This is a genomic window from Bacillus sp. JST-5 (assembly GCF_057747715.1).
In genome coordinates, this window is record NZ_JBYLHW010000017.1 from 14,394 (window position 1) to 34,718 (window position 20,325).

At 36.1% G+C, this 20,325-nt stretch carries 17 protein-coding genes; all 17 read left to right on the top strand.

Annotation, left to right across the window (positions count from 1 at the left end; translation table 11 throughout):
- The first annotated feature begins 770 nt into the window (after positions 1-770).
- The gene (gene rny, locus AC3ASS_RS05585) at positions 771-2,330 is read left to right on the top strand and encodes a ribonuclease Y (RefSeq protein WP_488282530.1); all 1,560 of its coding nucleotides are present in this window, start codon (positions 771-773) and stop codon (positions 2,328-2,330) included.
- A 143-nt stretch (positions 2,331-2,473) separates the two neighbouring features.
- Positions 2,474-3,274: a TIGR00282 family metallophosphoesterase gene (locus tag AC3ASS_RS05590; protein ID WP_488282531.1), complete on the top strand. Its 801-nt coding sequence runs from the start codon at positions 2,474-2,476 to the stop codon at positions 3,272-3,274.
- A gap of 147 nt (positions 3,275-3,421) precedes the next feature.
- Positions 3,422-3,682: a stage V sporulation protein SpoVS gene (gene spoVS, locus AC3ASS_RS05595; RefSeq protein WP_003211281.1), complete on the top strand. Its 261-nt coding sequence runs from the start codon at positions 3,422-3,424 to the stop codon at positions 3,680-3,682.
- Between the two features lie 974 nt (positions 3,683-4,656).
- A complete protein-coding gene (locus AC3ASS_RS05600) occupies positions 4,657-5,574 on the top strand; it encodes a dipeptidase (protein WP_488282532.1) in 918 nt (305 codons plus the stop codon).
- A gap of 235 nt (positions 5,575-5,809) precedes the next feature.
- On the top strand, positions 5,810-7,549 hold the full coding sequence (locus tag AC3ASS_RS05605) for a 2-oxoacid:acceptor oxidoreductase subunit alpha (protein WP_488282533.1): 1,740 nt from the start codon (positions 5,810-5,812) through the stop codon (positions 7,547-7,549).
- Entirely contained in the window at positions 7,550-8,416 is an 867-nt protein-coding gene (locus AC3ASS_RS05610) for a 2-oxoacid:ferredoxin oxidoreductase subunit beta (protein ID WP_488282534.1), read from the top strand.
- Between the two features lie 306 nt (positions 8,417-8,722).
- Complete coding sequence (gene miaB, locus AC3ASS_RS05615; RefSeq protein WP_488282535.1) at positions 8,723-10,267, top strand: tRNA (N6-isopentenyl adenosine(37)-C2)-methylthiotransferase MiaB; 1,545 nt, start codon at positions 8,723-8,725, stop codon at positions 10,265-10,267.
- 1 nt (position 10,268) lies between these two features.
- Positions 10,269-10,700 carry a YlbF/YmcA family competence regulator gene (locus AC3ASS_RS05620; RefSeq protein ID WP_488282536.1) on the top strand — a complete coding sequence of 144 codons (432 nt, stop codon included), beginning with the start codon at positions 10,269-10,271 and terminating at the stop codon, positions 10,698-10,700.
- Positions 10,701-10,910: 210 nt separating this feature from the next.
- The gene (locus AC3ASS_RS05625; RefSeq protein WP_488282537.1) at positions 10,911-11,453 is read left to right on the top strand and encodes an outer spore coat protein CotE; all 543 of its coding nucleotides are present in this window, start codon (positions 10,911-10,913) and stop codon (positions 11,451-11,453) included.
- Between the two features lie 176 nt (positions 11,454-11,629).
- Complete coding sequence (gene mutS, locus AC3ASS_RS05630; protein WP_488282538.1) at positions 11,630-14,206, top strand: DNA mismatch repair protein MutS; 2,577 nt, start codon at positions 11,630-11,632, stop codon at positions 14,204-14,206.
- A gap of 12 nt (positions 14,207-14,218) precedes the next feature.
- Positions 14,219-16,075 carry a DNA mismatch repair endonuclease MutL gene (mutL, locus tag AC3ASS_RS05635; protein ID WP_488282539.1) on the top strand — a complete coding sequence of 619 codons (1,857 nt, stop codon included), beginning with the start codon at positions 14,219-14,221 and terminating at the stop codon, positions 16,073-16,075.
- Positions 16,076-16,516: 441 nt separating this feature from the next.
- Positions 16,517-16,885, top strand: a complete 369-nt coding sequence (locus AC3ASS_RS05640; protein WP_488282540.1) for a hypothetical protein — start codon at positions 16,517-16,519, stop codon at positions 16,883-16,885.
- A 166-nt stretch (positions 16,886-17,051) separates the two neighbouring features.
- Positions 17,052-18,005 (top strand): tRNA (adenosine(37)-N6)-dimethylallyltransferase MiaA, encoded by a 954-nt coding sequence (miaA, locus tag AC3ASS_RS05645; RefSeq protein WP_488282541.1) that lies wholly within the window; start codon positions 17,052-17,054, stop codon positions 18,003-18,005.
- Positions 18,006-18,032: 27 nt separating this feature from the next.
- Positions 18,033-18,257 carry an RNA chaperone Hfq gene (gene hfq / locus AC3ASS_RS05650; RefSeq protein WP_488282542.1) on the top strand — a complete coding sequence of 75 codons (225 nt, stop codon included), beginning with the start codon at positions 18,033-18,035 and terminating at the stop codon, positions 18,255-18,257.
- Positions 18,258-18,417: 160 nt separating this feature from the next.
- A complete protein-coding gene (locus tag AC3ASS_RS05655) occupies positions 18,418-18,600 on the top strand; it encodes a hypothetical protein (protein WP_488282543.1) in 183 nt (60 codons plus the stop codon).
- Between the two features lie 14 nt (positions 18,601-18,614).
- Complete coding sequence (gene spoVK / locus AC3ASS_RS05660; RefSeq protein ID WP_488282544.1) at positions 18,615-19,562, top strand: stage V sporulation protein K; 948 nt, start codon at positions 18,615-18,617, stop codon at positions 19,560-19,562.
- A 326-nt stretch (positions 19,563-19,888) separates the two neighbouring features.
- The coding region (locus AC3ASS_RS05665; protein WP_488282545.1) for an HflX-like GTP-binding protein at positions 19,889-20,325 on the top strand (437 nt) is incomplete at its 3' end.

The following is a 20,325-nucleotide window of genomic DNA, read 5'->3' on the forward strand; positions in this document are numbered from 1 at the left end:
TTCCTACAGTCGAATTTGTAAGTTTATGGGGCATATTTGTAACTTTTGAAAAATTATTTGCAACTAGAAAACATCGTATTTGCAACTGATAAAGAAAAATTTGTAACTATCGAAATATAATTTGTAACTTTTAAATTTAAACTTGCAAGTCGACAAATAATCTTGCAACTAATATTGAGTTATTTGCAAGTTATTGACTTGAAGGGAGGAGAATGCAACAGGTACTCGCCGTCGTTTTTCGGATTGTCTAGCTGCGGCACGAACGCCTAGTGAACGATGACCTCTTTCCCTTGCGATTAGTCAACAACAGCTCGTACCTCGCTGTGTTTCCTTTATCTCTGTGCAAGAGGCATCCCGTTCATACGGCGTTCTATAATGTGCCCTCGCCTTTCTATGTCTATCTCGTCTCGCGGTGGCTAGTGAACGATTCACTCATTCAATAACGGTTTACATTCATTCATCGTGTTTCCTATATCACAGTGCAGGAGTGTCTCCCGTTCATACAGCTTTCCATCTTGCCTCAGCTTTTCTTATCAAATTTTTCCAATGTTAAAGGCCAAGCCCTTGACAAGATTTTTCCACACCTTTAAAATTAAACTGTATATTTTACATTTTTTCGAATTTTTTTGTCGAGTTTTTTCGACGAAACTGAAAACAAAAAGTGTTTTTCTTTCACTTTTCGTTTTCAATGAAGATGCTGATGATGGATATGTACATGCCGACATGTATAAGAATCATGAAACAAGTTCATAGCAAGGGGAGGTGAAAGAATGGGTATAGTAGAAATCATCTCCATTTTGCTTGGCCTTTTCGTCGGTGTTGTTGCTGGCTTTTTCATTCGGAAATCCGTTGCTGAAGCAAAAATTGCTGGAGCAAAAGATGCTGCGGAACATATTTTGGAAGATGCAAAACGTGAAGCGGAATCTTTAAAGAAAGAAGCTCTATTAGAAGCAAAGGATGAAATTCACAAACTTCGTACGGAAGCTGAACGTGAAATTCGTGAACGAAGAAACGAATTGCAAAAACAAGAAAACCGGTTATTGCAAAAAGAAGAGAATCTTGATCGAAAGGATGAAACGTTAGACAAGCGTGAATTACAATTAGAAAGAAGAGAGGATTCTCTAAACCAAAGACAACAGCATATAGAAGAGATGGAAAGCAAAGTGGAAGAGATGGTACGTGCGCAACAAGCTGAGCTTGAACGTATATCTGGATTATCCCGCGATGAGGCAAAAGCGGTTATTATAGAACGAATGGAAAAAGAGCTTTCTCATGATTTAGCCGTTATGGTGAAAGAAAATGAAAATCGAATCAAAGAGGAAGCAGATAAAAGAGCAAAAGAAATTTTATCGCTTGCCATTCAAAGATGTGCCGCTGACCATGTCGCTGAAACTACGGTTTCTGTTGTTAACCTTCCTAATGATGAAATGAAAGGCCGTATAATTGGTCGTGAAGGAAGAAATATCCGGACTTTGGAAACATTAACGGGTATTGACCTAATCATCGATGATACACCTGAGGCCGTTATTTTATCGGGATTTGATCCAATTCGTCGTGAAACGGCGAGATTGGCATTAGACAAGCTCGTGCAAGATGGACGTATCCACCCTGCTCGAATTGAGGAAATGGTGGATAAAGCCAGAAAAGAAGTAGACGAGCATATACGAGAAATCGGAGAACAAACAACTTTTGAAGTTGGTGTACACGGGTTGCATCCAGATTTAATTAAAATTCTCGGACGCTTGAAATTCCGTACTTCATACGGACAAAATGTTCTAAAACATTCAATTGAAGTAGCTCAACTAGCCGGATTGCTCGCGGCTGAATTAGGAGAAGACGAAACACTTGCACGTAGAGCCGGGTTATTACATGATATTGGAAAAGCTGTGGACCATGAAGTCGAAGGTAGTCATGTTGAAATCGGGGTAGAATTAGCGACGAAATATAAAGAACACCCGGTTGTTATAAACAGTATTGCTTCCCATCATGGCGACACAGAACCAACATCCATTATTGCTGTATTAGTAGCGGCTGCTGATGCATTATCCGCTGCTCGTCCAGGTGCAAGAAGTGAAACATTAGAAAACTACATTCGTCGTTTAGAAAAACTTGAAGAAATATCAGAGTCATATGAAGGAGTAGAAAAATCATTTGCGATACAAGCAGGTCGTGAAATTCGTATTATGGTAAAACCGGATATGATTGATGACTTAGAATCCTATCGATTGGCTCGTGATATTCGTAAACGAATTGAAGAAGAATTAGATTATCCAGGACATATTAAAGTAACAGTCATTCGTGAAACGAGGGCTGTCGAATATGCAAAATAAACCAGCTGACTTCAGCTGGTTTTTTTGATAAATCCAATTGCTAATTTTAAAAAAAATGGGAACTTCTTGCGAAAAAGAATAGAATTTGTTGATATTGTGATAAAATGTTCTTAAATAACAACTAATCAATAGAAAGGGATATTATGAAGATATTATTCATCGGAGATGTTGTAGGATCACCAGGAAGAGAAATGATTAAAGAATTTTTACCAAAGTTAAAATCAAAATATCGTCCGACTTTAACCATTGTAAATGGAGAAAATGCTGCTGGTGGAAGAGGAATAACGAAAGAAATATATCGTAAATTTTTGGAAGCTGGCGCACAAGTTATTACACTAGGGAACCACGCATGGGATCAAAAAGAAATTTTTGATTTTATCCAAGACGAAAAATATTTAGTTAGACCCGCAAATTTCCCAACTGGTACACCCGGTGTTGGTATGGTAACAGTAAAAGTGAATGGCATTGAAATCGCGGTCATCAATTTACAAGGTCGTACGTTTTTACCTGCCATTGATGATCCTTTTAAAAAGGCGGATGAATTGGTAAGTTTAGCTAGAGAGCGTACACCAATTATTTTTGTCGATTTCCATGCAGAAGCTACTAGTGAAAAACAAGCAATGGGATGGTATTTGGACGGAAGAGTATCAGCTGTAGTTGGAACCCATACTCATGTTCAAACGGCAGATTATCGAATATTACCAAAAGGTACTGCTTATTTAACTGATGTTGGCATGACTGGTCCATATGATGGAATATTAGGAATGGAAAAAGAAGCGGTTATTAAAAAATTCCTAACTTCATTACCAGTTCGATTTGAAGTTCCGAAAAGTGGACGTGCCCAACTAAGTGGAGTCATTATTGATATTGATGAAAAATCTGGACGGGCTAAAGCGATCGAAACCATCTTGATTAATGAGGACCATCCTTTTTACACGGATTAAGAAGTCTAAAATCTTATTTTTTTTAAAAAGTGAAAACAAGCTGGAATATGACCTTGACTTGATGAATATAGTAGCAATGGAATGATATTATCTTACAAGTTCAGTCCATCTATTTATCGTATTCGAAAAGTCAAGGAGGAGCTAGAAATGGAAATATTAAAGGTTTCAGCAAAATCAAATCCAAATTCTGTAGCAGGTGCACTTGCTGGTGTACTAAGAGAAAGAGGTGCTGCAGAAATTCAAGCAATTGGAGCAGGAGCGTTAAATCAAGCGGTTAAAGCTGTGGCGATTGCACGCGGGTTTGTAGCGCCAAGCGGCGTGGATCTCATTTGTATCCCTGCTTTTACGGATATTTTAATTGACGGCGAGGAAAGAACCGCCATAAAACTAATTGTAGAGCCTAGATAATGAAATAGCCTGTTTGCTCAAAATGGCAAACAGGCTATTTTTTCTTTATATATTCTATCTATTTCATAGTGCAGGAGTTCCTCCCGTTCGTACGCCACTAAACGCTCGCCTTCGCTTTTCTATGTCTAGCTGCGGCACGAACGCCTAGTGAACGATGACCTTTCTCCCCTACGATAAGTCAACATCGGCTCGTTGCTCGCCGTGTTTCCTTTATCTCAGTGCAGGAGTTCCTCCCGTTCATACGCCACTAGGCGCTCGCCTTCGCTTTTCTATGTCTAGCTGCGGCACGAACGCCTAGTGAACGATGACCTTTCTCCCCTACGATAAGTCAACATCGGCTCGTTGCTCGCCGTGTTTCCTTTATCTCAGTGCAGGAGTTCCTCCCGTTCATACGCCACTAGGCGCTCGCCTTCGCTTTTCTATGTCTAGCTGCGGCACGAACGCCTAGTGAACGATGACCTTTCTCCCCTACGATAAGTCAACAACCGCTCGTCCCTCGCTGTGTTTCCTTTATCTCAGTTCGAAAGGTCCTCCCGTTCATACGGCGTTCTATTTGTGCCTACGCTTTTCGGATTGTCTAGCTTCGGCTCGCAGTGGCTAGCGAACGACCCACTCCTTCCCCTACGATAAGTCAACATCAGCTCGTACCTCGCTGTGTTTCCTTTATCTCAGTTCAGGAGTGTCTCCCGTTCGTACGCCACTAAACGCTCGCCTTCGCTTTTCTATGTCTAGCTGCGGCACGAACGCCTAGTGAACGATGACCTTTCTCCCCTACGATAAGTCAACAACCGCTCGTCCCTCGCTGTGTTTCCTTTATCTCAGTTCGAAAGGTCCTCCCGTTCATACGGCGTTCTATTTGTGCCTTCGCTTTTCTAATTCCCATTTTATGTTATGGTGAATATTATAGTAGTGCACGTTATGTAATTCGTTTATTATTAAAAAGAGGACTTTTATATGAAGGGAAAGAAATTCTTGTGAAATATTTTGATGCTCATTGTGATGTTTTATACAAAATGTTTGTCGATAATAAAATTACCTTTTCGTCTGATGCTCTTCATGTGACGTATGAAGGACTTCGAAAAAGTGGTGCTAAGGTACAATGTTTTGCTATCTACATACCAGAGGAAGTTCATCCAGCAATGCGTTTTGATGCCGCTTTAGCAATGGTAGAACTATTTTATGAGAGAGTATTAAGCTATCCGAAAATGAAATTAATTACGAATCAAGAACAATTAAAGGCGTTAGCGGATGATGAAATCGGTGCAATCTTAACGTTGGAAGGATGCGAACCGATTGGAGAAGATTTAGTTAAATTAAAAACATTGTTACGATTAGGCGTAACTTCTGTAGGCTTAACTTGGAATAATGCAAATGCTGTTGCAGATGGAGCAAAAGAACCAAGAGGTGGAGGATTAACAAATTTCGGACGGGCAGTTGTTCATTTGTTAAATGAACAAAATGTATGGGTAGATGTGTCACATTTATCGGAAGCTAGTTTTTGGGATGTCATTGAAATTGCGAAACATCCAATTGCTTCTCATTCCAATGCCTACTCTTTATGTCTTCATCCAAGAAATTTAAATGATGAGCAGTTAAAAGCTCTGTTTCAAAAGGATGGAGTAGTGGGAGTCACGTTTGTACCATATTTTTTAAATAAAGACGGAGATGCCCATATTACAGATGTATTAAGGCATTTAGAATACATTTGTTCTTTAGGGGGAGAAAAACATGTTGGCTTTGGATCCGACTTTGACGGAATAGAACAAACGGTAAAAAACCTTTCATCTTCTAATCATTATTACAATCTTATTGATGAACTATATAAAAGGTATCGTTCAGAGCAAGTAGATGATTTTTTATATCATAACTTTGCCTCCCGATATCCAAGATAGGCCCGTTTATAAAATTGTTATTTTAATATACTAAAAATAATAAATATTCCTAATACATGAATATTTAGAAGAAAAACACTTGCATTTTTTCGACAACAAGTCTAGAATTGAAAGCGTTTAGGATAGGAAAAACGGATGTTTCTCATTATCTAGTATACTATTATTATACCCATCGTTTAGACGACGATCGAATCTAACATTTACTATTTTTCTAATTTTAAAGGGGTGCTTTTCAATGGTAAATCAACTATCATGGAAGGTTGGCGGGCAACAGGGTGAAGGTATTGAAAGTACAGGTGAAATCTTTTCAATAGCCTTAAACAGACTCGGATATTATTTATACGGGTACCGTCATTTCTCATCTAGAATTAAAGGAGGACATACGAACAACAAAATTCGTGTAAGTACAAAAGAAGTTCGTACGATCTCGGATGATCTAGACATCTTAGTCGCCTTCGATCAAGAAACAATCGATGTTAATTATAAGGAACTTCATGATCAAGGTGTCATCATTGCTGATGCAAAATTTGATCCGAAAAAACCTGAAGATACAAATGCACAACTGTATTCGATCCCTTTTACAGCAATTGCAACAGAATTAGGAACTTCATTAATGAAAAACATGGTTGCCATTGGTGCGACATGTGCAGTTTTAGATTTAGATATTCATATTTTTAAAGAAGTTGTTCAAGAAATATTTGGACGAAAAGGCGAACAAGTCGTAGAAAACAATATGAAAGCGATTCAAAAAGGCTATGAAGTGATGAAGGAGAATTTAGCTCAAGATTCATCCGATCACTTAAAATTAGAGCCTGCTGATGGTAAAAAACGTATGTTTATGATAGGAAATGATGCCATTGCTTTAGGAGCATTAGCAGGTGGAGCACGTTTTATGGCAGCCTATCCAATTACTCCTGCCTCTGAAATTATGGAATATTTAATTAAAAAATTACCATCTGTAGGAGGAGCGGTTATCCAAACAGAAGATGAAATCGCCGCATGTACAATGGCTATTGGTGCCAATTACGGTGGTGTTCGAGCATTTACCGCTTCTGCGGGCCCAGGTTTATCTTTAATGATGGAGGCTATAGGTCTATCAGGTATCACTGAAACACCATTAGTTATTGTAGACACACAACGTGGTGGTCCATCAACAGGTCTTCCAACAAAACAAGAACAATCTGACTTAATGCAAATGATTTATGGAACACATGGGGAAATTCCTAAAGTAGTTGTCGCACCAAGTACTGCTGAAGAGGCATTTTATGATATGGCAGAAGCATTTAATGTGGCTGAAGAATATCAATGTCCAGTGATTGTCTTATCTGACTTACAACTTTCTTTAGGTAAACAAACGGTAGAACCACTTGATATCGATAAAGTGGAAATTCGACGTGGAAAACTTGTGACTGGTGAGTTGCCAGAACTTGCACCGAAAGGCTATTTTAAACGTTATGAATTAACAGATGAAGGGGTATCTCCTCGCGTTATTCCGGGGATGAAATATGGCATTCATCATGTCACTGGTGTAGAACATGATGAAACAGGAAAACCTTCTGAAGGTGCTCAAAACAGAAATCAACAAATGGAAAAAAGACTTCGTAAACTGAAAAACTTTAAATGGAATACACCGGTATATAAAAATGCACCACATGATGAAGCAGATCTTTTAATCATTGGATTTAATTCAACAAGAGGGGCTATTGAAGAAGCGATCGAGCGCTTAGAAGCAGACGGATTAAAAGTTAACCATGCTCACGTTCGTCTCATCCATCCATTCCCTACAGAAGAATTGCTGCCTTTAGTTCAATCAGCAAAATCAGTGGCTGTTGTGGAACATAATGCGACTGGGCAATTAGCAAACATTATTAAAATGAATGTCGGATTTGCACAAAAAATCCATAATGTATTGAAGTACGATGGAAACCCATTCTTACCTAGCGAAATTTATTCAAAATGTAAGGAGTTGTGCTAAATGGCAACATTTAAAGAATTCCGTAATGATGTAAAACCGAATTGGTGTCCGGGTTGTGGAGATTTTTCTGTACAAGCAGCTATTCAAAGAGCCGCTGCGAACGTTGGTTTAGAGCCTGAACAATTGGCAATCGTTTCAGGAATCGGTTGTTCCGGACGTATTTCTGGTTATATATATTCTTATGGGTTCCATGGAATTCATGGCCGTGCATTGCCAATTGCCCAAGGTTTGAAAATGGCTAATAAAGATTTAACTGTTATCGCATCTGGTGGTGACGGTGACGGGTTCGCCATCGGAATGGGGCATACCATCCATGCGATCCGTAGAAATATCGATATCACATATATCGTCATGGACAACCAAATTTATGGACTAACGAAGGGACAAACTTCCCCTCGTTCTGCAACAGGCTTTAAGACAAAATCAACACCGGAAGGATCTATTGAACAAGCAATTTCTCCAATGGAAATGGCATTAACGGCAGGAGCTACATTTGTTGCTCAAAGTTTCTCATCCGATTTAAAAGAACTTACTTCTTTAATCGAACAAGGAATCCAACATAAAGGATTTTCCATTATTAACGTCTTTAGCCCTTGTGTAACATACAATAAAATAAACACTTATGACTGGTTTAAAGAAAATCTTGTGAAACTAAGCGATATTGAGGGATATGATCCATCCGATCGTACAATGGCTATGAACACATTGATGAAACATAATGGATTAGTAACTGGACTTATCTACCAAAATACTGAACAAAAATCTTACCAAGAACTAATAAAAGGATATTCCGAAGAGTCATTAACAAATGCTGACTTAAAACTACCAAAAGAAACGTTTGATAAGTTAATTGCTGAATTTATGTAATATAATTGCCTTAAAGGTGGTGAATACTTATTCTACCTTTAAGGCTTTATTTGTATGAAGATTATAGGAAACATACTTTTGAATTTATAGTGTATCTTTACAAAAAATGAACTAATGTGAGGATCTAATTTCTTTGGGGAAGGCTTAACTACTACCGTTCAATTTTTGGAAAATTTGAATCAATCGGTTCGTGTCCAAATTCCGACAATTTCGGTACAATATTGTTTGTTATAACGGAAAAGTTTATAATGATTTAATGTACGTTTATATTATTCTGTTTTCATGTATAAAAGAAAGGGGATTTTCATGAACGAAAAACAAAGATTAGAAAGTCAACAAGTAAATACTGCTAATCCTTCGGACAAAAAATCCGAAAAGGATTACAGTAAATACTTCCAAACAGTATACATGCCACCATCTTTAAAAGATGCTAAACGTCGTGGTAAAGAAGAAGTAAAATATCATAAAGATTTTGAAATTCCGGAAGAATTTCGTGGTATGGGAAATGGACGTAAATTTTATATCCGTACGTATGGATGTCAAATGAATGAACACGATACGGAAGTCATGGCAGGTATTTTTCTTGCATTAGGTTATGAACCTACAGATAAAGTCGAAGATGCAAATGTGATTTTATTAAATACATGTGCGATTCGTGAAAATGCAGAGAATAAAGTATTCGGTGAACTTGGTCACTTAAAACCTTTAAAACAAGAAAACCCTGATTTATTATTAGGGGTTTGTGGGTGTATGTCTCAAGAGGAAGCCGTTGTCAACAAAATTTTAAAACAATTCCCATTTGTAGACATGATCTTTGGAACCCACAACATCCATCGCTTGCCATATCTTTTAAGAGAAGCATATATGTCTAAAGAAATGGTCGTTGAAGTTTGGTCTAAAGAGGGAGATATCATCGAAAATCTTCCAAAAGTAAGAATGGGCAATATTAAAGCTTGGGTTAACATCATGTATGGCTGTGATAAATTCTGTACGTATTGTATTGTTCCTTATACAAGAGGTAAAGAAAGAAGCCGTCGTCCAGAAGATATTATTCAAGAAGTTCGCCATTTAGCTGCACAAGGATATAAAGAAATTACTCTGCTTGGACAAAACGTTAATGCATATGGTAAAGATTTTAAAGATATGAAATATGGCTTAGGAGATTTGATGGATGAACTAAGAAAAATTGACATCCCTCGTATTCGATTCACAACAAGCCATCCGCGCGATTTTGATGATCGTTTAATTGAAGTTTTAGCAAAAGGCGGAAATCTAGTCGAACATATCCATTTACCTGTTCAATCTGGTTCTAGTGATGTATTAAAAATGATGGCAAGAAAATATAACAGAGAACAATATTTAGAATTAGTTCGTAAAATTAAAGAAGCCATCCCAAATGTCGCTTTAACAACGGATATTATTGTTGGTTTCCCTAACGAAACTGAAGAACAATTTGAAGAAACTTTATCCTTATATCGTGAGGTAGGATTTGAATCTGCCTATACATTTATTTATTCACCTCGTGAAGGAACACCAGCAGCAAAAATGCAAGATAATGTCCCAATGGAAGTGAAAAAAGAAAGATTACAACGTTTAAATGCTCTTGTAAATGAGTTTTCAGCAAAAGCGATGAAAAAATATGAAGGTGAAATTGTAGAAGTATTAGTAGAAGGCGAATCTAAAAACAATCCGGAAGTTCTCGCAGGATATACAAGAAGAAATAAACTAGTAAACTTCCGAGGACCAAAATCTGCCATTGGGAAATTAGTGAAAGTAAAAATTACGAACGCTAAAACATGGACATTAGATGGGGAAATGGTAGAAGAAGTAAATACAGTAGAGGTGAAGTAACATGGCGAAATATACTAAAGATGAAATAGTTGCACGTGCTAAAGAATTAGCAAAAATGATTGCTGAAACTGAAGAAGTTGATTTCTTCAAACGTGCTGAAGCAAAAATTCACGAAAATCAAAAGGTTCGTGAAATGATTGCAAGTATTAAGAGTTTACAAAAACAAGCTGTGAATTTCCAACATTATGGAAAAACAGAAGCTTTAAAGAAAGTGGAAGCAAAAATCGAAGCGCTGGAAGCTGAACTTGATGAGATTCCAATTGTTCAAGAGTTCAAACAATCTCAAATGGAAGTTAATGAGCTCCTTCAAATCGTAGCAAATGCCATCTCCAATACCGTTACGGACGAAATCATCCTTTCTACAGGAGGAAACGTTTTACGTGGAGAAACAGGAGCTGCCGTCCGACACGGTGTAAAAGGAAGTTGTCAATAACGAGTGTATGAAAAGGAACGAAATTTTCGTTCCTTTTTTTTGTGCCTTCTTTTATGTATAGGAAAGATCTACAGAGGGAGAATCACCCAATGATTCTTATTCGCATACGATGTGTAGAAAGAAGGTTGATAAACCTTGGCAAAAAGTTCTCACACTAGTCTATTGTCACGCATACCATGTAGTGAAAAAAATTGAGGAGGTTACGCTCGCATGGCAGATTGCAGAGAAATTATCACAAAAGCGGTCGTAGCGAAAGGACGAAAATATACACAGTCCACTCACACGATTCGCCCGCCCCATACACCGTCGAGCATTTTAGGTTGTTGGATTATCAACCATAGCTATGAAGCTAAAAAGGTTGGTAAGACAGTAGAAATTTACGGTAAATACGACATCAATATTTGGTATTCATATAACAATAATACAAAAACGGACGTTTGTTCTGAAACTGTTACCTATAAAGATGTCATAAAACTTAAATACCGTGATGAGAATACCATCTCTGACAAGGAGGTAATTGCGAAAGCAGTCCAACAGCCTAATTGTGAAGAAGCTGTTATTTCACCGAACGGAAATAAAATCGTCGTTCATGTTGAAAGAGAATTTCATGTAGAATTAATCGGTGAGACAAAAGTTGTAGTGAAGATCTGCAAAGACGGTTTAAAAGAAGATGATGATTGGGATTTAGACGTAGCCGATGAAGAATTTGAAGAATTAAATCCAGACTTTCTTGTAAATGCTGAAGAGGAATAACTAGGAAGACTTTACTTCCTAGTTATTTTTCTTTTCGGAAAAACTTCCTATTCACAATTAGGGTAATGTTCTTATTAACAAGGTTCCACATGAAGTTTTTCGTGTCAATCCTGCCATGTCATTGTAAAATTATGATATAATTATATGTCGAATACAATCGAAAAGGGCTGGGATAGATGAAACAATATACCCCAATGATCCAACAATACTTACAAATCAAGGCAGAATATGAAGATGCCTTTTTATTTTTCCGTTTAGGTGACTTTTACGAAATGTTTTTTGATGATGCGATTAAAGCATCAAAGGAATTAGAAATTACGTTAACAAGTCGTGACGGTGGCGGTGATGAGAGAATCCCAATGTGCGGAGTTCCTTATCATTCAGCTCCTCAATATATTGAACAGTTAATTGAAAAAGGGTATAAGGTTGCCATTTGTGAACAGACCGAAGACCCGAAAAATGCCAAAGGAGTCGTCAAACGAGAAGTTGTTCAATTAATTACTCCAGGTACGTTAATGGAAGGTAAGCATTTACACGATAAAGAGAACAATTACATAGCATCGTTTACATCCTTTGATCATTCGTTTGCGCTATCTTATGCTGACTTATCAACGGGCGAAACGAAAACGACGATAACCAATCAATTTGATGATATATTAAATGAATGTTCATCATTAAAAGTAAAAGAAATCGTTGTTTCTGAACAAACGAATCCAAAACTTTTACAAAAACTGAAGGAACGATTATCACTAACCGTTTCGTACGAAGAAGATGTTCAAGTTTTAGAGTCTTTTCAACCATTATTAAAAGAATTGAATGATGATTCGTTAATTATCGCTTCTAGCAGACTTTTTAACTACCTATACAAAACGCAAAAGCGAAGCTTAGACCATTTACGTCCGGTGGAAAAGTATGAACTCCATCATTATATGAAAATCGATTATTTTTCCAAACGTAATTTAGAATTAACAGAGACGATACGAACAAAGGGAAAAAAAGGTTCACTCTTATGGTTATTGGATGAAACGATGACGGCCATGGGGGGACGATTATTAAAACAATGGATTGATCGCCCATTAATTCAAAAACAGGAAATTGAACGTCGTTTACATGTTGTAGAAAAATTTCTTGAACATTATTTTGTTCGACAAGAAATAAGAGAACTATTAAAACAAGTATATGACTTAGAACGACTTTCAGGACGTGTTGCATTTGGAAATGTAAACGCAAGAGATTTAGTCCAATTAAAAAAATCTTTACAACAAATTCCTTCTTTAAAAGAGTTTATTTATCAGTTAAATAGTGAAGAAAGCAATCTGTTAGCTGATTCTCTTGACCCTTGTGAAGAAGTTGCAGACCTTCTAGAACGTGCTTTAGTTGACCAACCTCCGATAAGTGTAAAAGAAGGGAATATGATTCGCGAAAATTATAACGAAGAATTGGACCGTTATCGTGATGCAAGTAGAAACGGGAAAAATTGGATTGCGCAACTTGAGCGAGACGAGCGAGAACGTACAGGAATCAAATCTTTAAAAGTAGGATACAATCGAGTCTTTGGATATTATATCGAGGTCACGAAAGCAAATTTACATTTGTTAAATGACGACCGTTATGAGAGAAAGCAGACACTAGCCAATGCAGAAAGATTTATTACACCTGAATTAAAAGAAAAAGAAGCTTTAATTTTAGAAGCAGAAGAAAAAATAGTGGATCTGGAATATGACCTTTTCACAGAAATAAGAGAAAAGGTAAAGACATTTATCCCTCGCTTACAAAAGTTAGCTAGAACAGTTAGTGAAATCGATGTGTTGCAAAGTTTTGCGACCGTAAGTGAAGAGCGCCATTACGTAAAACCAACGTTTAGTAAAGATGGTACTCTTTCCATTAAAGAAGGAAGACATCCGGTTGTTGAGAAAGTGATGAATCGTCAAAGTTATGTACCAAATAGTTGTCAGATGGATGGCGATCGTGAATTACTATTAATAACCGGACCAAACATGTCGGGAAAGAGTACATTCATGCGTCAAATTGCCTTAACGGCTATCCTCGCGCAAATCGGGTGTTTTGTTCCTGCGGAAGAAGCGACACTTCCGATTTTTGATCAAATTTTTACAAGAATTGGAGCAGCTGACGACTTAATTAGTGGACAAAGTACTTTTATGGTAGAAATGCTAGAGGCAAAAAATGCGATCATCAATGCGACAAAAAATAGTTTAATATTATTTGATGAAATTGGAAGAGGAACGTCTACCTACGATGGCATGTCATTGGCACAAGCGATGATTGAATACATTCATGATCGCATTGGTGCTAAAACATTATTCTCCACCCACTACCATGAATTAACCGTCTTAGAAGAAAAATTACCGAAACTAAAAAATGTCCATGTAAGTGCGATGGAACAAAATGGAAAAGTGGTATTTCTTCATAAAGTAAAAGACGGGGCCGCTGATGAGTCATACGGAATTTATGTTGCTGAATTAGCAGAATTACCAAAAGACTTAATCGAGAGAGCAAAAGAAATTTTACAAGCATTTGAGAAAAACGAAAAAGATAGAATGAGCCAGTCGGTTGAAACTGAAGAAGTAAAGCAATTATCATTTTTTGAAGAAGAACCGGTAAAAGAAAAAAGCTCGTTAACTACGAAAGAAAGAAAAGTGTTAGAAAGTATAGAACAATTAAATTTACTGGAAATGACACCATTACAAGCAATAAACAAGCTCTATGAATTACAAAAAAATTTAAAAAGTTAGAAGGTGGCACGATTGGGAAAAATCATTCAACTCGACGATGCCCTATCAAACAAAATCGCAGCCGGTGAAGTGGTGGAGCGACCGGCATCCGTTGTAAAAGAATTATTAGAAAACTCCATTGATGCGAAAAGTACTGTTATCGAAATCGAATTAGAAGAAGCAGGACTTTCGAAAATTAGAGTGATCGATAATGGAGAGGGAATTGAACCGGACGATGTCGTCACCGCTTTTTCCCGTCATGCAACTAGTAAAATTAAAGATGAGCGAGATTTATTTCAAATTGTAACGTTAGGGTTTAGAGGTGAAGCCTTACCTAGTATTGCAAGTGTTTCGAAATTGGAGATGATAACAAGTACCGGGGAAGGTCATGGAACAAAAATCGTTCTTGATGGGGGAAAGATCGTAACCCACGAACAAGCACCATTAAGAAAAGGAACTGATATCACCGTTACTGATTTGTTTTTTAATACACCGGCGAGATTGAAATATATGAAAACGATTCATACGGAATTAGGAAATATCACAGATATTGTCAATCGCATTGCTTTAGCTCATCCAGAAGTGTCGATTAAACTCATTCATAATGGGCGCGTATTGCTTCATACGACTGGAAATGGAGATGACCGGCAAGTATTAGCCGCAATTTATGGGATGAATATTGCGAAAAAAATGATTCCCATTCAAGCGACATCTCTTGATTTTAAACTTACTGGTTTCATAGGTTTACCAGAAATAACAAGAGCTTCCCGCAACTACATTTCTATTATGATTAACGGCCGGTTTATCAAAAATTATAGCCTAGCAAAAGCAGTTCTCGAAGGGTACCATACATTCTTACCAATTGGAAGGTACCCCATTTGCCTACTTCATATCGAAATGGATCCACTTCTAATAGATGTGAACGTTCATCCATCAAAATTGGAAGTTCGATTAAGTAAAGAAGCCGAACTGAATCAATTAATTGAAGAGTGTATTCGTAATACGTTAAGAAAACAGACTTTAATTCCTTCGGTGACGGTAGAAAAAACAAAAACGAAACCAATTGTTGAACAAACAACATTGACATTAGACCATCTTACTAGACAAGATACTCCAAAATCAGTTTCACAAACACCTGATCATCAACTACAAGAGAATAATAGCATTAAAGAAAAAGAACAAAATCCGATGGAGATGCCACAAACGGAAAGGGTGTTTGAAAAATATTCATCCAGTGAAAGTTCTGAGGAAAAACAAGAAGCTATTAATAACGATGAAAGTCAGCCAAATGAAAACGAACCTTCATCCAAAGTTCCGCCTTTGTATGCTGTAGGGCAAGTTCATGGAACATATATAATTGCACAAAATGAAAACGGGCTCTATATCATCGACCAACACGCTGCTCAAGAAAGAATTAAATATGAATATTATAAAGAAAAAGTTGGTCAAGTAACCAATGAACTTCAAGAATTACTTTTACCAATGACATTTGAATTTTCTACTGATCAATATGTAAAAATTGAAGAACACTTAGAGGAATTGAGAAAAGTAGGAGTATTTTTAGAACCATTTGGTCATAACAGCTATATCATTCGTAATCATCCAGTATGGTTCCCTAAAGGAATGGAGAAACAAATTATTGAAGAGATGATTGAACAAGTTTTAGGAATGAAGCAAGTGAATATTCAAAAATTAAGAGAAGAAGCTGCAATTATGATGAGTTGTAAAGGGTCGATCAAAGCGAACCATTATTTACGATTACAAGATATGCAAACGCTTCTTGATACATTAAGAGAAACTACAGATCCATTTACATGCCCGCATGGTAGACCGATTATCATTCATTATTCAACCTATGAGTTAGAGAAAATGTTTAAACGAGTCATGTAACTTCAAGGCTGTTTCGTTTAAAAAACGAGGCAGCTTTTTAATTGTGAAAAAATCAAATACTCATTTGTCTTATCGCAACGGGCTTATTCATTTCGTAAGCTACTAAGAAAGGCTATGAGTCTAATCTCCTATTTTCTTGAAAGATTTGCCAATATTTGTTCGTTGTTTTTTTAATATTAATAAAGTAATATGTTTATAAAAAAATGATCATTCAAAATTATTAGTCATCTATTCGAGTGGTTGATTCCCTCCATAAAATTGTCATCATTGTTTATCACATCCTTGTAAAAGTTACTATTCAACCATCTACCTAGTTTAATTTTCTCGAATTGTTAAAAGTTTACATCCTCGATCATGAAGTGAATAGTTTATTAGACACTGTAAAATCAAACTAGATCGTAGGAATCTTATTATTTTATCGTTGAAAATTGAGGGATGTTTATGATTAGCGAAGATAACATTCGCATTGCTATTGTTAACACCTACCATTCGTATACGATTATATTAAAAGAAGTTATCAAACGAACGCGTCCAGATCTTATTGATCATGTGGATATCATCGACCAACTAAAAGATCTAAATGATGAATACGAATATATTTTTTGTGATACAGAGAATTTATCTGAGGAGTTTCTCCCTATTTTTTATAAATTAATTGAAAATAATCGTTCAGTTTTTATTCTTTACTCTTATCACGAAGAGAATCCTTGGAAGATTGAAAAAGAAAATGTTTATTATTTTTATAAAGAAGCTGATTTTCAATCGATTGTCAATGTTGTTAGAGAAGCATTTTTGAAGAAACCTAGTTAGAGAAGGCATATGGTGCCTTCCTTTTTATTGTCAAGATTTTATGAAGTATAAATATTATAGATTCGTCTATAATAGTTAGAGGTTCACCAACGATGTAAAATATGGTACGATAATCTTGCAAATGAATGGACTTCGAAAGGAATACATTTAAAGGCTGTGAAATACTTTGAAAAAAAAAGAAAAGGTTGCAGTAATTATCGGGCCAACAGCCGTTGGAAAAACGAAATTAAGTATATATACGGCAAAACGATTAAATGGTGAAATTATTAGTGGAGATTCCATGCAAATTTATCGAGACATGGACATAGGAACGGCAAAAATCAAAGAAGAAGAAAAAGAAGGGATTCCCCATCATCTAATTGATATAAAAGATCCTGATGAATCATTTTCCGTTAAAGAGTTTCAACAATTAGTTAGAGAAAAAATAACCGAAATTACTAATCGAAATCGTCTTCCAATTATTGTAGGAGGAACAGGACTATATATTCAATCCGTATTATACAATTATCAGTTTCCTGACGTTCCAACTGACGACCATGTGCGGAAAAAATTATATGAAACAGCGGAAACAGAAGGAAAAGAAAAACTTTATCAACAATTGCTTCAAATTGATCCCGTTTCAGCAAAACATATTCATCCTAACAATGTAAGACGTGTTGTTCGCGCGTTAGAAGTTTATTTAACAACTGGAATTCGAATGAGTGAAAAACGTGAGCAACAAGAAAAGAATATGATTTATGAAACAGCACTTGTCGGTTTGACAATGGATAGGGAGCTTTTGTATAAAAGAATTAATTTACGAGTGGATGTAATGATGAAAGAAGGATTGCTGGAAGAAGCAAAAAGATTATATAATCGTGGCATTAGAGATTGCCAGTCGGTTCAAGCCATCGGGTATAAAGAACTATATGAATACTTCGAAGGAAGGCTTTCATTAGATGAAGCGATTGAGTTGTTAAAGAAAAACTCTCGGAACTATGCTAAACGTCAACTAACATGGTTCCGTAACAAGATGGATGTCAAGTGGTTTGATATGACGAACTTGGAGCAGGAACTAAAAATTTTTGAGGAAATATCCCAATATATTGCAGGAAAGCTCCAAGTAAAAGCGAATACATAAATAAGAGAAACATGAGGAGGACGAATGATGAAACAACCGATTAATATTCAAGATCAATTTTTAAATCAATTAAGAAAAGAAAATATTCAAGTAACTGTTTTTTTATTAAACGGTTTTCAAATTAGAGGCTATGTAAAAGGTTTTGATAATTTTACAGTACTTTTTGAATCCGATGGGAAACAACAATTAGTATTTAAACATGCTATTTCCACGTTTGCACCGAGCAGAAATGTTCAATTAGAGATGGAATAATCAAGATAGGCGCCATATAGGCGTCTTTTCTTTTCTCCACATTTAGTTTTGCTTCGTTTACATTTCCTCTCATCCAAAAATTTTCTTCACACCATTTCTCTATAAACAGGCGAATAAAAGAAAATATCATGACTTCCCGATTTGTTGAATAAACATATAAATGGAACCATTATTTCTTGGGAAAGCGCAAGATTTGACAAGAATAGCAAAAGCATCCCATTCAACATTTACGATTCGTCAAATTTCCAATAGATTAAAAGAAATCCATCAAGTTTATGTCGAAATATTGGGATGGGCGATGATCACAAATTTAACAACTGTGCGTATACTGATGGAAGAATGAGAGGTGAACTTGCTTTGGATCAACCATTACGGATGAAGAATAATGGTCAAATTAATATCGTTTTAAATACAAAACGAAAAAGTGTATGGAAAGAACCGAAGAAAGAAGTTGTTCCTAAGGAGATTCCTACAACACATGAGGCGCTAAAAGAAATTGAAGAAGAGCTAAATTCGCTAGTAGGCATGGAAAATATGAAAAAAATCATAAAGGAAATCTATGCTTGGATTTATGTAAATAAGAAAAGAGAAGAAAAGGGATTAAAAGCTAGTAAACAAGCGCTCCATATGATGTTTAAAGGGAATCCGGGCACAGGTAAAACAACCGTCGCAAGATTAATCGGAAAATTATTTCAAAAGATGAACATTTTATCGAAAGGTCATTTGATTGAGGCAGAAAGAGCGGATTTAGTAGGAGAATATATTGGGCATACGGCACAAAAAACGAGAGATTTAATTAAAAAGGCTCTTGGAGGAATTTTATTTATCGATGAAGCATATTCATTAGGGCGTGGAGGAGAAAAGGACTTCGGTAAAGAAGCAATTGATACATTAGTTAAGCATATGGAAGATAAACAACATGAATTTATTTTAATTTTAGCCGGATATTCAAGAGAAATGGATCATTTTTTAACACTTAATCCAGGACTTCATTCACGTTTTCCATTAGTCATAGATTTTCCCGATTATACGGTAGACGAATTAATAGAAATTGCTAAAAAAATGTTGGATGAAAAACAATATGTTTTAAGTTCAGATGCAGAAAGAAAATTAAGAGAACATTTAATATACATGAAAACGGCCATTCAGCCGATCACTTTCTCCAATGGTAGATACGTCAGAAATATCATCGAAAAATCGATCCGTACACAAGCAATGAGATTATTAATGGAGAATGACTATTCTCGAAATGAGTTAATGACATTAAGAAGCATTGATTTAGTATTTCCAGATGAAGAAAAATAAAAAATCGCAAGCGGGGGGGTGCTTGCGATTTTTTTGCCAGAACATCAAATTTTCATGTTTGATCATAACTATGAATTTTCTAGGCATTCAATTATAATTATATATGTTTCCATCTATCTCGATGTGAAACAATAATATAGGAAAATAATTTATTGAAAAAAATAATCAAATTGTCTCATTTTCTTGTGAATATCTTTCAAATTTAAGAAAATGAGTTGAATTATACGTCTTTACCGATTTTATCATGATGAATGAGGAATTCAACCCTTTCGGGAAAAGTACATATATTCAAAAAATTATAAATTAACTAGAAGATTGGTGATACGATGACAAAACAAAAAGAACGAGTCATTTTAGTAGGATGTCAACTGCCTTCAATGGAAGATGAACAGTTTCATTATTCCTTAGAAGAACTAGCATCTTTAACAGAAACGGCCAATGGCGAAGCGGTTATAACCGTTACCCAAAAGCGAGATCGTCCTGACCCTGCAACTTATATTGGAAAAGGAAAAGTAGAGGAATTGAAAACGTTAGAAGAAGAGTTGCAAGCGGATGTGATAATTTTTAATAGTGAATTAACTCCAGGTCAATTAAAAAACTTATCGAATATGTTAAATGCAAGAATTATTGATCGTACACAATTAATTTTAGATATATTTGCTATGCGTGCACGATCAAAAGAAGGAAAACTGCAAGTAGAACTTGCCCAATTAGAATACTTATTGCCAAGACTGGTTGGACAAGGAACAGAAATGTCCCGATT

What these genes read in the sequence shown, in the direction of transcription:
- rny (WP_488282530.1), top strand. Translation starts at nt 771, where the DNA reads ATGGGTATAGTAGAAATCATCTCCATTTTGCTTGGCCTTTTCGTCGGT.
- AC3ASS_RS05590 (WP_488282531.1), top strand. Translation starts at nt 2,474, where the DNA reads ATGAAGATATTATTCATCGGAGATGTTGTAGGATCACCAGGAAGAGAA.
- spoVS (WP_003211281.1), top strand. Translation starts at nt 3,422, where the DNA reads ATGGAAATATTAAAGGTTTCAGCAAAATCAAATCCAAATTCTGTAGCA.
- AC3ASS_RS05605 (WP_488282533.1), top strand. Translation starts at nt 5,810, where the DNA reads ATGGTAAATCAACTATCATGGAAGGTTGGCGGGCAACAGGGTGAAGGT.
- AC3ASS_RS05610 (WP_488282534.1), top strand. Translation starts at nt 7,550, where the DNA reads ATGGCAACATTTAAAGAATTCCGTAATGATGTAAAACCGAATTGGTGT.
- miaB (WP_488282535.1), top strand. Translation starts at nt 8,723, where the DNA reads ATGAACGAAAAACAAAGATTAGAAAGTCAACAAGTAAATACTGCTAAT.
- AC3ASS_RS05620 (WP_488282536.1), top strand. Translation starts at nt 10,269, where the DNA reads ATGGCGAAATATACTAAAGATGAAATAGTTGCACGTGCTAAAGAATTA.
- AC3ASS_RS05625 (WP_488282537.1), top strand. Translation starts at nt 10,911, where the DNA reads ATGGCAGATTGCAGAGAAATTATCACAAAAGCGGTCGTAGCGAAAGGA.
- mutS (WP_488282538.1), top strand. Translation starts at nt 11,630, where the DNA reads ATGAAACAATATACCCCAATGATCCAACAATACTTACAAATCAAGGCA.
- AC3ASS_RS05640 (WP_488282540.1), top strand. Translation starts at nt 16,517, where the DNA reads ATGATTAGCGAAGATAACATTCGCATTGCTATTGTTAACACCTACCAT.
- hfq (WP_488282542.1), top strand. Translation starts at nt 18,033, where the DNA reads ATGAAACAACCGATTAATATTCAAGATCAATTTTTAAATCAATTAAGA.
- AC3ASS_RS05655 (WP_488282543.1), top strand. Translation starts at nt 18,418, where the DNA reads ATGGAACCATTATTTCTTGGGAAAGCGCAAGATTTGACAAGAATAGCA.